General features: G+C 56.0%; 16 protein-coding genes. 8 read left to right on the top strand and 8 right to left on the bottom strand.

Features of this window, described 5'->3' with window-relative positions:
* Window positions 1-129: 129 nt before the first annotated feature.
* The 3 genes from groL to ACTG34_RS01495 all read right to left on the bottom strand — a co-directional run bounded on the left by groL (window position 130) and on the right by ACTG34_RS01495 (window position 2,939).
* Window positions 130-1,773 carry a chaperonin GroEL gene (gene groL, locus ACTG34_RS01505; RefSeq protein ID WP_439103281.1) on the bottom strand — a complete coding sequence of 548 codons (1,644 nt, stop codon included), beginning with the start codon at window positions 1,771-1,773 and terminating at the stop codon, window positions 130-132.
* Window positions 1,774-1,818: 45 nt separating this feature from the next.
* Window positions 1,819-2,106, bottom strand: a complete 288-nt coding sequence (locus ACTG34_RS01500; protein WP_062216458.1) for a co-chaperone GroES — start codon at window positions 2,104-2,106, stop codon at window positions 1,819-1,821.
* A 152-nt stretch (window positions 2,107-2,258) separates the two neighbouring features.
* Window positions 2,259-2,939, bottom strand: a complete 681-nt coding sequence (locus ACTG34_RS01495) for a DUF2161 domain-containing phosphodiesterase (protein ID WP_439103280.1) — start codon at window positions 2,937-2,939, stop codon at window positions 2,259-2,261.
* 107 nt (window positions 2,940-3,046) lie between these two features.
* Here ACTG34_RS01495 and ACTG34_RS01490 point away from each other — a divergent pair, with 107 nt between their 5' ends.
* From ACTG34_RS01490 to ACTG34_RS01460, 7 genes are all read left to right on the top strand, one after another.
* Window positions 3,047-3,967, top strand: coding sequence for a manganese-dependent inorganic pyrophosphatase (locus ACTG34_RS01490; protein ID WP_439103279.1), 921 nt, complete (start codon window positions 3,047-3,049; stop codon window positions 3,965-3,967).
* Between the two features lie 67 nt (window positions 3,968-4,034).
* Window positions 4,035-4,514, top strand: a complete 480-nt coding sequence (locus ACTG34_RS01485) for a GNAT family N-acetyltransferase (RefSeq protein WP_439103278.1) — start codon at window positions 4,035-4,037, stop codon at window positions 4,512-4,514.
* A gap of 60 nt (window positions 4,515-4,574) precedes the next feature.
* On the top strand, window positions 4,575-5,453 hold the full coding sequence (locus tag ACTG34_RS01480; RefSeq protein WP_439103277.1) for a TIGR01459 family HAD-type hydrolase: 879 nt from the start codon (window positions 4,575-4,577) through the stop codon (window positions 5,451-5,453).
* A 124-nt stretch (window positions 5,454-5,577) separates the two neighbouring features.
* Window positions 5,578-6,021 carry a MaoC family dehydratase gene (locus ACTG34_RS01475; RefSeq protein ID WP_439103300.1) on the top strand — a complete coding sequence of 148 codons (444 nt, stop codon included), beginning with the start codon at window positions 5,578-5,580 and terminating at the stop codon, window positions 6,019-6,021.
* Between the two features lie 32 nt (window positions 6,022-6,053).
* Window positions 6,054-6,980, top strand: coding sequence for a bifunctional riboflavin kinase/FAD synthetase (locus tag ACTG34_RS01470; protein WP_439103276.1), 927 nt, complete (start codon window positions 6,054-6,056; stop codon window positions 6,978-6,980).
* The gene (locus ACTG34_RS01465) at window positions 6,977-7,435 is read left to right on the top strand and encodes a YcgN family cysteine cluster protein (protein ID WP_062216470.1); all 459 of its coding nucleotides are present in this window, start codon (window positions 6,977-6,979) and stop codon (window positions 7,433-7,435) included. Before ACTG34_RS01470 ends, ACTG34_RS01465 begins: the two co-directional genes overlap by 4 nt.
* Window positions 7,436-8,464, top strand: a complete 1,029-nt coding sequence (locus ACTG34_RS01460; protein ID WP_439103275.1) for a threonine aldolase family protein — start codon at window positions 7,436-7,438, stop codon at window positions 8,462-8,464.
* A 3-nt stretch (window positions 8,465-8,467) separates the two neighbouring features.
* On the opposite strand, the gene ACTG34_RS01455 is transcribed toward ACTG34_RS01460, so the two are convergent.
* Window positions 8,468-9,079: a 2-hydroxychromene-2-carboxylate isomerase gene (locus ACTG34_RS01455; RefSeq protein WP_439103274.1), complete on the bottom strand. Its 612-nt coding sequence runs from the start codon at window positions 9,077-9,079 to the stop codon at window positions 8,468-8,470.
* Window positions 9,080-9,287: 208 nt separating this feature from the next.
* On the opposite strand from ACTG34_RS01455, the gene ACTG34_RS01450 reads away from it, so the two are divergent.
* Window positions 9,288-10,307, top strand: a complete 1,020-nt coding sequence (locus tag ACTG34_RS01450) for a ribose-phosphate pyrophosphokinase (RefSeq protein ID WP_439103273.1) — start codon at window positions 9,288-9,290, stop codon at window positions 10,305-10,307.
* Window positions 10,308-10,386: 79 nt separating this feature from the next.
* Here the strand turns inward: ACTG34_RS01450 and ACTG34_RS01445 are convergent, their stop codons facing one another.
* The 4 genes from ACTG34_RS01445 to atpG form a co-directional block, all read right to left on the bottom strand.
* A complete protein-coding gene (locus ACTG34_RS01445) occupies window positions 10,387-10,734 on the bottom strand; it encodes an H-type lectin domain-containing protein (RefSeq protein WP_439103272.1) in 348 nt (115 codons plus the stop codon).
* A gap of 127 nt (window positions 10,735-10,861) precedes the next feature.
* Window positions 10,862-11,275 (bottom strand): F0F1 ATP synthase subunit epsilon, encoded by a 414-nt coding sequence (locus ACTG34_RS01440; RefSeq protein WP_439103271.1) that lies wholly within the window; start codon window positions 11,273-11,275, stop codon window positions 10,862-10,864.
* A 132-nt stretch (window positions 11,276-11,407) separates the two neighbouring features.
* A complete protein-coding gene (atpD, locus tag ACTG34_RS01435) occupies window positions 11,408-12,832 on the bottom strand; it encodes a F0F1 ATP synthase subunit beta (RefSeq protein WP_062216481.1) in 1,425 nt (474 codons plus the stop codon).
* 18 nt (window positions 12,833-12,850) lie between these two features.
* A partial coding sequence (atpG, locus tag ACTG34_RS01430) for an ATP synthase F1 subunit gamma (protein WP_439103270.1) occupies window positions 12,851-13,492 on the bottom strand: 642 nt, incomplete at its 5' end.

The raw sequence follows: 13,492 nt of genomic DNA, 5'->3' as shown, positions 1-13,492 counted from the left end.
TTACATCGCGCGGGAACAACCTAGACGTCGCGAAACATGGTTACTAAACGGAAAAGGGCCGCCCGTAGGCGACCCTTTAGAATTTAGAAGAGCGATGGTGAAACAGGTTTTCCGAATGGAAAATCTGTCTTACATCATGCCGCCCATTCCGCCCATGCCGCCCATGTCTGGCATGCCGCCTGCGCCGCCGTCTTTCGACGGTTTCTCGGCGACCATGGCTTCCGTTGTGATCAAAAGACCAGCAATGGAAGATGCATCTTCGAGAGCGGTGCGTGTTACTTTGGCAGGGTCGATGACGCCGAATGCGAACATGTCGCCATATTCTTCGGTTTGTGCGTTAAAGCCAAAGGTCAAATCAGCGGATTCGCGAACTTTACCGGCAACAACCGCGCCGTCGACGCCAGCATTTTCAGCAATCTGACGAAGCGGTGCTTCGAGTGCGCGGCGAACGATGGCGATACCTGCGTTTTGGTCTGTGTTCGCGCCAGTCATACCTTCGAGCACTTTGCCCGCCTGCACGAGAGCGACACCACCACCAACAACGATACCCTCTTGGACGGCAGCGCGGGTTGCGTTGAGAGCATCGTCCACACGGTCTTTGCGCTCTTTCACTTCGATTTCGGTCATGCCACCAACACGGATCACGGCCACACCACCAGCGAGTTTTGCAACGCGCTCTTGGAGCTTTTCACGGTCGTAGTCGGATGTGGTTTCTTCGATCTGCTGACGGATCTGGGCAACGCGTGCTTCGATCTCTGCTTTTTCGCCGTTGCCTTCGACGATGGTGGTTTCGTCTTTGGAGATGCTGATTTTCTTGGCAGAACCGAGCATGTCCATCGTGACGGACTCAAGCTTCATGCCGAGATCTTCGGAAATCACCTGACCGCCGGTGAGGATCGCGATGTCTTGCAACATGGCTTTGCGACGATCGCCGAAACCAGGAGCTTTGACAGCTGCGATTTTCAGGCCGCCGCGCAGTTTGTTGACCACGAGCGTTGCGAGTGCTTCGCCTTCAACATCTTCCGCGATGATGAGAAGCGGCTTTTGCGATTGGATAACCTGCTCGAGGAGCGGAACCATTGGCTGCAAGGAAGAAAGTTTTTTCTCGTGCAGCAAGATGATGCAATCTTCGAGATCTGCAACCATTTTGTCTGGATTGGTCACGAAGTATGGCGACAGGAAGCCACGGTCGAACTGCATGCCTTCGACCACGGTGGTCTCGGTTTCCATACCTTTGTTCTCTTCGACGGTGATGACGCCGTCGTTGCCGACTTTCTGCATCGCGTCTGCGATCTGACGACCGATCTCGGCTTCGCCGTTGGCGGAGATGGTACCGACCTGAGCTACTTCAGCTGAGTCGTTGACGGGCCGTGCTGCGTCTTTGATCGCTTGAACAACACGTGTTGTCGCAAGATCAATACCGCGCTTGAGGTCCATCGGGTTGAGGCCAGCGGCAACCTGCTTGAGGCCTTCTTTGATGATGGCTTGGGCGAGAACGGTTGCAGTTGTTGTACCGTCACCCGCTTCGTCGTTGGTGCGCGATGCAACTTCTTTGACCATCTGTGCGCCCATGTTCTCGAATTTGTCTTCGAGATCAATTTCTTTGGCCACGGATACGCCGTCCTTGGTGATGCGTGGTGCGCCGAAAGATTTTTCGAGCACAACGTTGCGGCCTTTAGGGCCGAGCGTCACTTTTACTGCGTCTGCGAGGATGTTAACGCCTTTGAGCATGCGGTTGCGTGCGTCGACGTCAAACTTGACTTCTTTAGCCATTGTTCACTCCTGAATTCAGGTAAATTTCTGTAGGAAAGAGATCGCTTAAGCGATGATGCCGAGAATGTCGGACTCTTTCATGATGAGAAGCTCTTCGCCCTCAACGGTGATTTCTGTGCCGGACCATTTGCCAAACAAGACGCGGTCGCCTGCTTTTACGGCAGGTGCGATCAGCTCGCCGCTGTCTTTGCGTGCGCCCTCACCAACGGAGACAATCTCGCCTTCGGAGGGCTTTTCTTTGGCGCTATCTGGAATGATGAGGCCACCAGAGGTTTTTTCGTCGCCTTCGGTGCGGCGAACAACAACGCGGTCGTGAAGCGGTTTAAATGCCATCTTCGAGGATCCTTGCTCAAAGTTACTGTTTCAGTTCCGTCTATCGAGGACGGATAAATGAGGCGTTAGCACTCAGCGTGTGCGAGTGACAACATCGCATAGGTAGGCAGGCCAGATGGGTGTGTCAACCACGAGCGATACAAATAATTTTCCTACGCCGCTCCGCCCAATTCTGTTAGACCATAGACACCACGGTTGCCTGAGCTGGAATCGCGAACAAACCACCCGTAGTGGTCCATCCGCATAATGGTTGTGGCTTTCTCGATGCCTGTGGCCTTTGCCACATCCGCACCTTTGGACGGGCCGTTCTCGCGTAAATAGTCCCGGCATTTCTCCGCCGCTTGACGGTAAGCCGTCACCCGTGCGCCGCGTACGCCGCCCAGATTGGGATCGCCCTCCCGGGCGTTGAACTCTTTGAGCAGGCTGTCTTTGCGGGCCTTTACCTTGCGGGCCTTAAACTCGGTGGGATCGGCGTGGACTTGCACGGCCTCCACCGTGGGCCCCACGCCCAGATCGACAGAGATGACCCCAAGGCCCAAACGTTTTGCCAGACCCACGTTGGCCTTGAACGCCTTCCACCCCGCGCGGCCCGACCACCGTGGCACGGCGAGGTAGACCTGATCCGTGATCCGTTGGCGCGCCACGCCTTGGTGCAGCAAGATCAGCGAAAACCCGAGCTTTAACTCGACGATCACAGGCGGCTCGTCGCCGCGCCGCCCCATGACATCCGCGTCTTTGATTTCCGCCTTTACCTCATAGCCAAGCCCCTCAAGGAAGGCTTTCACAGGTGGGTACAGGTCACTCTCTTTGGGCTTTGTGGAATTCTTACTCATGCGGCCTTTTTAGCGCGGTTCACTCGTGCGGCATAGTGGGGCGTGACAAGCTATGCTGCACTGCCTATAAGGCGGGCAAAATTGCCACCTATTATGGGACTTCTTACATGACAACGCTCGTTTTCGGCCACAAATCCCCCGACACAGACTCCACAGGTTCCCCCATCATTTGGGCGTGGTACCTCAACGAGATCAAAGGCGAAAAGGCCGAGGCCGTATTCTTAGGCGAGCCTAACACCGAAGCGGCGTTTGTGTTAGAAAAATGGTCCTGCCCGAAACCACGCATCGTCACCGAATTTGACGCGGGTCAAAAGGTTGTCGTCGTCGACACCAACAACCCCGCCGAATTGCCCGCCAACATCAACGATCTCGACATCACTGCGATCATCGACCACCACAAACTGGTCGGCGGCCTTGAAACGGCGGGTCCGATCGACATCACCATCCGTCCGCTCGCCTGCACCGCGACTATCATGGTCGACCTGATGGGCGATGATGCCGACAAGATGCCCGACTGGGTCAAAGGCATGGTTTTGTCCTGCATCCTGTCCGACACGCTTGAGTTCCGTTCGCCGACCACGACCGATGTGGACCGCGCATTGGCCGAAAAACTGGCCGGTGAGTTGAACCTCGACATCGCCGCCTATGCGTCCGAAATGTTCGAAGCCAAATCAGACGTTGCGGCCTTCTCCGATGCCGAGTTGATCCGCATGGACAGCAAAGAATATACGGTCGGCACGACCGCGCTTCGCGTCTCCGTTTTGGAAACCACCGCGCCTAAACTGATCCTTGACCGCAAAGACAGCTTGATGGCCGCTATGCCCGCCGTTGCAGCCGAAGACGGCGCAAACGAAGTGTTGTTGTTCGTGGTCGACATCCTCAAAGAGGAAGCCACATTGTTGGTCCCCAACGATACCGTCAAACAGATCGCGGAAGCCTCGTTCGGCTGTACCGTGACTGGCGACACGGTGGTTCTTGCTGGCGTCATGTCGCGCAAAAAACAGATCATGCCAAACCTGAAAGCCTAATGGACTTCGTGGTTTAGATAGAGTTCAAAGGGGTGCCGAAAGGTGCCCCTTTTGCGTTGGAGACCCCATGCTATTCAAATCCCCCGACTTCATGCGCGCGCTCAAACGTGGCGAAGAGCCCGCCGTGGACGCCCTGATTGCGGCGGCGTTTGGCGGCAAAACCGAGATCGGTCTTGTGGCCAACCTGCGCAAATCGCGGGCCATCGCAGGCGAAATGGTGTTGCCGATGGACGGTGAGATTGTCGGTTATGCAGCACTGTCGCATATGATCTCGCCCAAAGGATGGATCGCGCTATCGCCAATGGCCATTCACCCCGACCACCAAGGGCGCGGATTCGGGCGGCGGTTTGTCGGCATGATCGCGCAGTGGGCTGAATTGTCGGGGCAAACGGTGGTGGTTGTGGGCGCCCCTGCGTTCTACACCCGCTGCGGCTTCACTCCGATCGCCGACGATTTCACCCCCTCGCACGCCATTGATCAAACACTGATCGCCGGTCCTGCGAAAACAAAGATCAGGACGTTGACCTACCCAAAGGCGTTCGTCTAACCGCTTTTCTTTCACGCCCCGGCCCTTTACCTAAGAGACAAGCACAACACGGAGCGCATTATGACACAGTTAATCCAGAACCTGACCGACATATCGCCGCGTTATGACGCGTTGTTTGTCGATCTGTGGGGCTGTGTACACAACGGCGTCACGGCCTACCCCGAGGCCGTCAAAGCGCTACAATCCTACCGCAACTCGGGTGGGATTGTGATTTTGGTCACCAACTCACCGCGCCCGTGGAAAGCCGTCTCAGAGCAATTGATCGGTTTCGGCGTGCCAACCGATGCCTATGATGCCATTGCCACGTCCGGCGATAGCGCACGCGCCGCAATGTATCTGGGCGCCGTTGGATCAGACGTCTATTTTATCGGTGCACCGCGAGAACAGGAGGTCTTTCTGGCTCCGATGGACCTCGTTGCCGAAGAAGCCATGACCATTAACACTGTGCCTTTGGAGCGCGCCGAGGGTATCGTCGTGACGGGCCCCGAGGACGCAATGGCGGACCCCGATGTGTACCGCGCCGATTTCCTTTACGCCAAGCAAAAGGGGCTAAAGCTGTTGTGCGCGAACCCCGATATCGTTGTGGATCGTGGGGAAACGCGCGAATATTGCGCCGGTGCCGTTGCCGCTCTTTATACCGAAATGGGTGGTCAGAGTCTTTACTTTGGCAAGCCGCATCCCCCGATTTACGATCTGGCCCGCCGTCGCCTCGCGCAAGTCGCACAAATCAGCGACGACAAAATCCTATGCATTGGTGATGGGATCGGCACCGATATTATGGGCGGGCTCGGCGAGGGCCTTGATACGCTGTTTATCACCGGTGGCTTGGCTGCGCACGAATTCGGGGACGATCCGCAATCCCCTGATCCTGAGCGCCTCAAGCATTGGTTGGCCGATCAAAACCTATCCCCAACGGCGGCGATTTCATTCTTGCGGTAGCAACGTGGCGCAGCAACAATTTTGCGCACAGATAACTTTTTAACAAATATTCTTGCGCGACATATTGTTTCGCGTTCGATTTCCGTATATGCTGCACCGCAACATGGACGAGGATTCGAACATTATGTTGGACAATATGCCCCGCGGAACAATCTGTATTGAAGACATCGAAATTGGTATGACGCGCTCCTTGCGCAAGGTTGTAACAGATCGTGACATCGAACTATTTGCCGAGATCTCCACCGACCACAACCCCGTCCATCTCGACGATGATTACGCCCGCGACACTATTTTTGAGGGGCGCATCGCCCACGGAATGCTCACGGCGGGGCTAATTTCTGCGGTGATTGGCGAACAGCTGCCCGGTCATGGCACAATCTATTTGGGCCAGACGTTGAAATTCATGGCCCCCGTACGGCCCGGCGATACTGTTTTGGCCGAAGTCACCGTGACAGATATCATCCACGCAAAACGCCGCGTTTCCCTTGAATGTCGCTGCACTGTGGGCGATACCGTTGTGCTGAAAGGCGAGGCCACCGTGCTTGCGCCAAGTGCTAAATTCGACTGACACGCGGGGCGCTCCCCCGCGAGGGGACCGCCATGAAAACCCATACCCATTGGACCGATATTCCCGATGACGCGCGCGGCGCATCTGCCGCCATTGGCAACTTTGACGGCGTGCATCGCGGCCACCGACATGTGATTGATCTCGCCCGTGATCACGGTCCTCTCGGCATTGTCACGTTCGAGCCGCACCCACGCGAATTCTTTGCCCCGGGTGCGCCGCCCTTTCGGTTGATGAATGCCAAGGCCAAGGCGAGCCGCTTGGCGAAACTTGGGGTCGACCACCTGTTTCAATTGCCTTTCGATACCGAAATGGTCGCAATGACCCCCGAAGAGTTTGCGCGCCAAGTGATTGTTGAGGGGCTTGGCCTCTCCCATGTCGTCGTCGGTGCTGATTTTTGTTTTGGCAAAGGGCGCATCGGTACGGCAGCCGATCTCAAAGAGTTCGGGGCACAAATGGGATTTGGCGTGACCATCGCGGAGCTGTTGGAAACCGAAACGGGTGTCTCCTCATCCTCTGCGATCCGCGTGGCACTGGCCGAAGGCCGCCCTCACGATGCGGCCGATATGCTCGGCCACTGGCACCGTATCGAGGGCATGGTGGCCCACGGCGACAAACGCGGCCGCGACCTTGGCTTTCCTACTGCCAATATGTCGATTGACGGGCTGCATGCGCCTAAATTCGGCGTCTATGCCGTTCTTGTAGATGTGCTGACCGGACCGCACACAGGCAGCTATCAGGGGGCCGCGTCCCTTGGTGTCAAGCCAACATTCGGTGCAAATACGCCGTGTCTTGAAAGCTTTTTGTTCGACTTTGACGGCGACCTTTATGACGAGACGCTATCAGTCGCTTTTGTCGAGTTTTTGCGCCCCGAGGAAAAGTACTCCGATCTAGACGCACTTATCACCCAGATGAATGCCGATTGCGATGAGGCGCGTAAAATCCTGAGCGCACGCGCATGAGCAAGCGTCCGAATTTCTGGCAAGATGTTCCATTGGCCAAAATGAACGCCGAGGAATGGGAAGCGCTCTGTGATGGCTGTGGCAAATGCTGTCTCAACAAGATTGAGGATGCCGATACGGGTGAGGTGTTTTTGACCCGTGTTGCCTGTCGGTTGCTCGATGATCAATCATGCCTGTGTGGGCAATATGACATTCGCAAAAGCATTGTTCCCGAATGTATTGTGCTCAAACCGAGCACCATCGACAAACACGCCTATTGGATGCCGCAAACCTGCGCCTACCGCCTGTTGTATCAGGGCAAGCCGTTGCCGCATTGGCATCCCCTCCTCACAGGCGATCCACAGACCGTGCATCAGGCCGGCGTCTCGGTACGCGGCATAACCGTCCCCGAATTTGAGGTGGACGAAGACGAGTGGGAAGACCACATTATCGAGGAACCCACAGGGGAGACCTAAATGTTCTTTGCCTCCGACAATACATCCGCAGCACATCCAAAAGTCATGGAAGCCCTTATGCTTGCGAATGACGGCTACACGCCCGCCTATGGGGCGGATCCGTTCACCGACATCTTGACCGAACGCGTGCGCGAGCTGTTCAACGCCCCAGATGCGCTTGTCTATCCCATGACATCCGGGACCGCGACCAACGCCGCACTATTGGCCGCCATGTCACCACCGTGGGGCGTGATCTATTGCCATGAAACCGCACATATCGAAGTTGATGAACGCGGCGCGGCGACCTTTTACGCGGGCGGGGCAAAACTGCGCGCACTCCCGTCCCTTGATAGTCGCCTAAATGCCCAAACGTTGTCGCAGGCGATTGCCAAAGATCGCGCAGGCCACGACATCCACGCCATGCCGCCGGCCGCCGTTTCACTCACAAATTTGACGGAATACGGCGAGGCCTACACACCCGCCCACATCGAGACACTTGTCGATTGTGCGCGCCTCCCGCTGCACATGGATGGCGCACGGTTTGCAAACGCGGTCGCGTCCACAGGTGCCACGCCGTGGGAAATGACACGGGAAATGACAACGCTGTCGCTTGGCGGTACCAAGAACGGAGCACTGACGGCCGAACTGGCCATTTTGTTCGATCCCGATCTCAAAGACGCGTTTGAAAGCCACCGGATGAGGGGCGGTCACAACGTATCAAAGGCGCGATTTATCTCGGCTCAGATGCTCGCATGGCTTGAGGATGATCTCTGGCTCGATCTTGCGGCACATGCCAACGCAATGGCCACCCGCTTGGCTGACGGGCTTGAGGAACGCGGAGCAGAGATGGATTATACCGTGGACGGCAATATGGTATTTGCGCGCCTACCGCTTTCCATGCATCGCCAAGCATGGAGCAAGGGTGCGGTCTATCATCCGTGGGACGCAATCGACGGGGTTGCACCAGACACGCCGGTCATGGCGCGTCTGGTCACAAGTTGGTCTACGTCATCGGATGATGTGGATGCGCTTCTTGAGGCATTGGAGTGACCGTTAGAGCGTACCTAGGTAGCGGTCGAGCTGCGCAAGGCGGTCTTGGCCCCAGAACCGCTCGTCTGTGTCTGTGACGATGTAGAAGGGCGATCCAAACACACCCGAGGCAAAGGCATCGTCGGTGTTTTTAGGATATGTTTCTGCGCCCGCGAGCAATCCGGTAGTTGCTAACGCAGGATCAAATCCGCCCGCTTTTAGCGCCTGGGTGATCACGTCATCTTGCGCGATGTCGCGGTTCTCTTCCCAAGTTGCCTTAAACAAAGAGCGGATTAGGGCACAGATATCGCCCTCGCCAGTGGCGTCTTTTGCCTCTTGGGCTGCGATGATCGCATAGGCCGCGGGGGCGGCGTTCGTCGGCCAGAAATCAGGTTTCTCATGCATAGTTAGGCCAAGCTCGTCACGAATGCGGCGTAACTCTTGCATGCGATACACACTACGCCCCACGGGACGATCGGCGGGCTTTGGTGCGCCAAGGCGATCAAACAACACCATGATGTCAAACGGCTTGTAGCGAATGGTCGCGCCATGTTTGGCGGCGATCTGTTCCAAGCGGTCACCCGCGAAGTAGGTGAACACACTGAGCGGCGAAAAATAGTAGTCGATGTGGGCCATGTTTTAGCTCCTTATGAGTGCGTTGCGGTCAAGGTACGGCAAGCCATAAAAACAAGAAAGGCGCGATAACCACCACCCGCAATAAAAGCGCCTGCGCTCTTATGCACAAGCGAAGGTAGATAGACGCTATGCGGTGAGAATGTTAGGTGAAGTAAGCGTCGCGAATCCGTGGCGTCATTGGCCAAACACACCTCGGGAACCGCTGCTCATGCCCACAACCTCCGAACCAAAACTCATTTCCGGTAACGCGAACCGCGTCCTCGCCACCAATGTCGCCCGCCGACTGTCCATGCATCGCGGCATGTCCGTCGAGCTGTGCGATGCGCGGGTGGAACGGTTTAACGATGGCGAGATTTTCGTCGAGGTCTATGAGAACGTGCGCGGCGAGGACATGTTTATCATTCAACCCACGTCCAACCCTGCCAACGACAACCTCATGGAATTGCTGATCATTACGGACACGCTACGCCGCTCGAGCGCCGGTCGCATCACCGCTGTCATCCCCTATTTCGGCTATGCTCGCCAAGACCGCCGCATGAAAGCGCGCACGCCGATCTCCGCCAAACTCGTGGCCAACATGATGGTTGAGGCGGGCATTGAGCGCGTGTTGACGATGGACCTGCACGCCACCCAGATCCAAGGGTTTTTCGACATTCCTGTCGACAACCTCTACGCCTCTCCTGTATTCGCGCTCGACATCAAAGACCATTTCAAAGGGGTAATGGATGACATCATGGTCGTCTCTCCCGATGTCGGCGGCGTAGCACGTGCCCGCGAATTGGCCAAACGGATCGATGCGCCGCTCTCCATCGTGGACAAGCGCCGCGAGAAAGCCGGAGAAATCGCCGAGATGACCGTGATCGGTGACGTGGTTGGCAAAAAATGTATCATCGTGGACGACCTTATCGACACCGCTGGTACGCTATGCAAAGCCGCCGAACACCTAATGGAGGCGGGCGCGGCCGAAGTGCACGCCTATATTTCCCACGGCGTTCTGTCCGGTCCCGCCGTTGAGCGCGTCACGAATTCCAAACTCAAATCGCTCGTGATCACCGACAGTATTGAGGCGACACAAGCGGTCAAAGACTGCGCCAATATCCGCATTGTGCCCATGGCGCCGCTGTTTGCACAGGCGATCATAAATACGTGGAACGGCACATCAGTGTCGTCATTGTTCGACAACAAGACCCTCGTGCCGCTCTACGAAGGTCTCTACAGCGCCGAGTGAGTTCAAATACGACATGCCACATTAAAAAAGCGCGAGGGATAGCCCCCCGCGCTTTTTCCTTTTGCGCTCGGCGAAGGCGCTAGAGCGTCCAATCATCCTCATGACGGACGGCCCCGATGGCCATCCAATCGGCACGAACCCGCGCCACACGCGTATCGCCCCATGTCCGGAAAATGATGACAAAACTGTCTTCAGTGACCATATCGGCGGAAATATCGACGCGGTGATTTGAGGCTTGATCAATATCGAGCATCGACAGGCTAACCGTGACGGTTGGCGCGTGCAAAAACGGCTCATCGAACTCAATGACACGACGCATGTGGCGTGGACCCATCCCCGTCCACATCTCACCATCATCTTGAAAATCAGAGAATAGCAGGACTGATCCCTGCTCAATTCCCAGTTGGTGCGTCTCAATACGTTTCATTCTACCATGCCTCAACTGGAAGTTGAATCAATCATACAACCACTAAGGCGCTAATAACAAATACAAAAAGAAAAAGCCCACGACATTTACATCGTAGGCTTTTCCAAGAATTTTAATGGAACCATACTTAACCGAGGTTGGAGTGGAACCCCATGTCATCGGCAAGGTGCACAAGATCCGCGAGAAATTTCTCGGTCGCGTGATGCTCGTCGGGGTGGGCCTCGTCATGCGTTTTTGTTGCCTGCGCAACCAACTCCGAGACCACCTCTTGAGACATTTCGCCCCGTGGCAGCGCCATTTCGGCCAGAACAGACACGCTGTCCGCGGCCACTTCGGCGAAACCACCGATAACGACGAACTGCTCCTCGCCATTTGCGCCTTTTACGGTGAGAACACCCGGGCGGATTGTCAGGATGGTGGCGGCGTGGCCCGCCATCGCAGTCAAATCACCCTCAGAACCTGGAATTTGCACCTCGGTCGCGGAGACAGAAGCAAGCTTCCGTTCCGGTGAAACGAGGTCGAATTGGATCGTATCAGCCATGGATGGCCTCCTTCAAAACGTTTTGCCCTACATTTCGGTCACAATACGTAAGCAAAACGTGCACTTCGTACTGCTGCGGCGCGCATTTCGGGACCGCCAAAAACGATGGCCCCGAAACACGTGAGGTTGCGTTTAGGCAGCTTCAGCAGCCAGTTTTTCGGCTTTTGCGAGCACTTCGTCAATGCCACCAACCATATAGAACGCAGCTTCTGGAAGGTGATCGTACTCACCTGCCACAACAGCTTTGAACGACTGGATCGTGTCTTCGAGTGGAACCTGCTTGCCGTCTGCGCCAGTGAACACTTTGGCCACGTCAAACGGCTGGGACAAGAAACGCTCGATTTTACGCGCGCGTGCCACGGCCAGTTTGTCTTCCTCGGACAGCTCGTCCATGCCAAGAATGGCAATGATGTCTTGCAGCGATTTGTAGCGCTGAAGCACCTGCTGAACGTCGGTCGCAACTTTGTAGTGCTCTTCGCCGATGATCAATGGATCAAGCAAACGCGAGGTGGAGCCAAGTGGGTCCACAGCAGGATAGATGCCTTTTTCCGAGATCGAACGATCGAGAACGGTCGTCGCATCAAGGTGAGCAAACGATGTGGCCGGCGCTGGGTCGGTCAAGTCATCTGCGGGCACGTACACGGCCTGAACGGAGGTAATAGACCCGTTCTTGGTCGAGGAAATACGTTCCTGCATCGCACCCATGTCGGTCGCGAGTGTTGGCTGATAGCCCACAGCGGATGGAATACGACCCAAGAGGGCGGACACCTCGGAACCAGCCTGTGTAAAGCGGAAGATGTTGTCCACGAAGAACAAAACGTCAGAGCCCGTGTCATCGCGGAACTGCTCGGCGAGGGTCAGACCCGTCAAAGCAATACGCATACGTGCACCGGGAGGCTCGTTCATCTGGCCGTAAACCAGAGCAATTTTCGAATCCGTGAGGTTATCAGGAACAATAACGCCAGATTCAATCATCTCGTGGTAAAGGTCGTTACCTTCACGGGTCCGCTCACCAACACCTGCGAACACGGATACACCGGAGTGCACCTTTGCGATGTTGTTGATGAGTTCCATGATAAGAACGGTTTTGCCAACGCCAGCACCGCCGAAGAGGCCAATTTTGCCGCCTTTGGTGTATGGGGCCAGAAGGTCGATAACCTTAATGCCGGTGACGAGGATCTCTGTTGCTGTCGACTGTTGGTCGAACGCAGGTGCATCGCCGTGAATCGGGCGGCGCGCCTCAGACACAACGGGACCTTTTTCATCAACAGGGTCGCCAGTCACGTTCATGATACGGCCGAGTGTCGCTGTGCCAACAGGCACAGAGATCTGCGAGTCCAAATCTGTCACAGCCTGACCACGAACGAGACCTTCGGTCGCGTCCATAGCGATGGTGCGAACAGTGTTCTCGCCGAGGTGTTGAGCGACCTCAAGAACAAGACGGTTGCCATTGTTGTCTGTTTCAAGGGCGTTGAGAATGGCGGGGAGGTCGCCGTCGAACTGAACGTCGACAACGGCGCCAATCACCTGCGTGATTTTGCCAGTAGCTTTTGCCATGTTTCGTTACTCCGATTCTTAGAGCGCTTCCGCGCCCGAGATGATTTCGATAAGCTCGTTGGTGATGACAGCCTGACGCGAACGGTTGTACTGAATGGTCAGTTTGTCGATCATATCGCCCGCGTTACGTGTCGCGTTGTCCATTGCGGACATGCGCGACCCTTGTTCGGAGGCACCGTTTTCCAAGAGAGCCGAGAAGATCTGTGTGGCCACGCCGCGCGGCAAAAGGTCGGCAAGGATGCCTTCCTCGGACGGTTCGTAGTCGTAGAGTGTGGAAGCCACATCTGCGCCTGCGTCCGTGTCATATGCGGCAGGGATGATCTGCTGTGCGGTCGGGATCTGGGATACGACATTGACGAACTTCGCGTAGAAGATCGTTGCAACATCGAACTCTTCGGCGTCGAAACGCGCAAGAATGTCTTTGGCGACCTCTTGAGCATTTGCATAACCAATGTTTTTGACTTCAGAAAAGTCAACGTGAGCCACCATTTTATCCCCGTGATCGCGCTTGAGCTGCTCACGGCCTTTTTTACCAACAGTCAAAATCTTGACCGTCTTACCGTTTGCTTGCAGCTCGGCGATGCGCGTGCGGGCCAGTTTCACGATATTGGAGTTGAAACCACCACACAAACCACGTTCAGCCGTCATCACGACGAGCAA

Source organism: Celeribacter marinus, assembly GCF_965656515.1.
In the GTDB taxonomy this organism is placed as follows: domain Bacteria; phylum Pseudomonadota; class Alphaproteobacteria; order Rhodobacterales; family Rhodobacteraceae; genus Celeribacter; species Celeribacter marinus_D.
The sequence above is the reverse complement of the archived record's forward strand: the minus strand, read 5'-3'. Positions and strand labels throughout refer to the sequence as shown.

Bases quoted from the DNA above. Each gene is read 5' to 3' on its own strand.
- groL (WP_439103281.1), bottom strand. From the start codon at position 1,773: ATGGCTAAAGAAGTCAAGTTTGACGTCGACGCACGCAACCGCATGCTC.
- ACTG34_RS01500 (WP_062216458.1), bottom strand. From the start codon at position 2,106: ATGGCATTTAAACCGCTTCACGACCGCGTTGTTGTTCGCCGCACCGAA.
- ACTG34_RS01495 (WP_439103280.1), bottom strand. From the start codon at position 2,939: ATGAGTAAGAATTCCACAAAGCCCAAAGAGAGTGACCTGTACCCACCT.
- ACTG34_RS01490 (WP_439103279.1), top strand. From the start codon at position 3,047: ATGACAACGCTCGTTTTCGGCCACAAATCCCCCGACACAGACTCCACA.
- ACTG34_RS01485 (WP_439103278.1), top strand. From the start codon at position 4,035: ATGCTATTCAAATCCCCCGACTTCATGCGCGCGCTCAAACGTGGCGAA.
- ACTG34_RS01480 (WP_439103277.1), top strand. From the start codon at position 4,575: ATGACACAGTTAATCCAGAACCTGACCGACATATCGCCGCGTTATGAC.
- ACTG34_RS01475 (WP_439103300.1), top strand. From the start codon at position 5,578: ATGTTGGACAATATGCCCCGCGGAACAATCTGTATTGAAGACATCGAA.
- ACTG34_RS01470 (WP_439103276.1), top strand. From the start codon at position 6,054: ATGAAAACCCATACCCATTGGACCGATATTCCCGATGACGCGCGCGGC.
- ACTG34_RS01465 (WP_062216470.1), top strand. From the start codon at position 6,977: ATGAGCAAGCGTCCGAATTTCTGGCAAGATGTTCCATTGGCCAAAATG.
- ACTG34_RS01460 (WP_439103275.1), top strand. From the start codon at position 7,436: ATGTTCTTTGCCTCCGACAATACATCCGCAGCACATCCAAAAGTCATG.
- ACTG34_RS01455 (WP_439103274.1), bottom strand. From the start codon at position 9,079: ATGGCCCACATCGACTACTATTTTTCGCCGCTCAGTGTGTTCACCTAC.
- ACTG34_RS01450 (WP_439103273.1), top strand. From the start codon at position 9,288: ATGCCCACAACCTCCGAACCAAAACTCATTTCCGGTAACGCGAACCGC.
- ACTG34_RS01445 (WP_439103272.1), bottom strand. From the start codon at position 10,734: ATGAAACGTATTGAGACGCACCAACTGGGAATTGAGCAGGGATCAGTC.
- ACTG34_RS01440 (WP_439103271.1), bottom strand. From the start codon at position 11,275: ATGGCTGATACGATCCAATTCGACCTCGTTTCACCGGAACGGAAGCTT.
- atpD (WP_062216481.1), bottom strand. From the start codon at position 12,832: ATGGCAAAAGCTACTGGCAAAATCACGCAGGTGATTGGCGCCGTTGTC.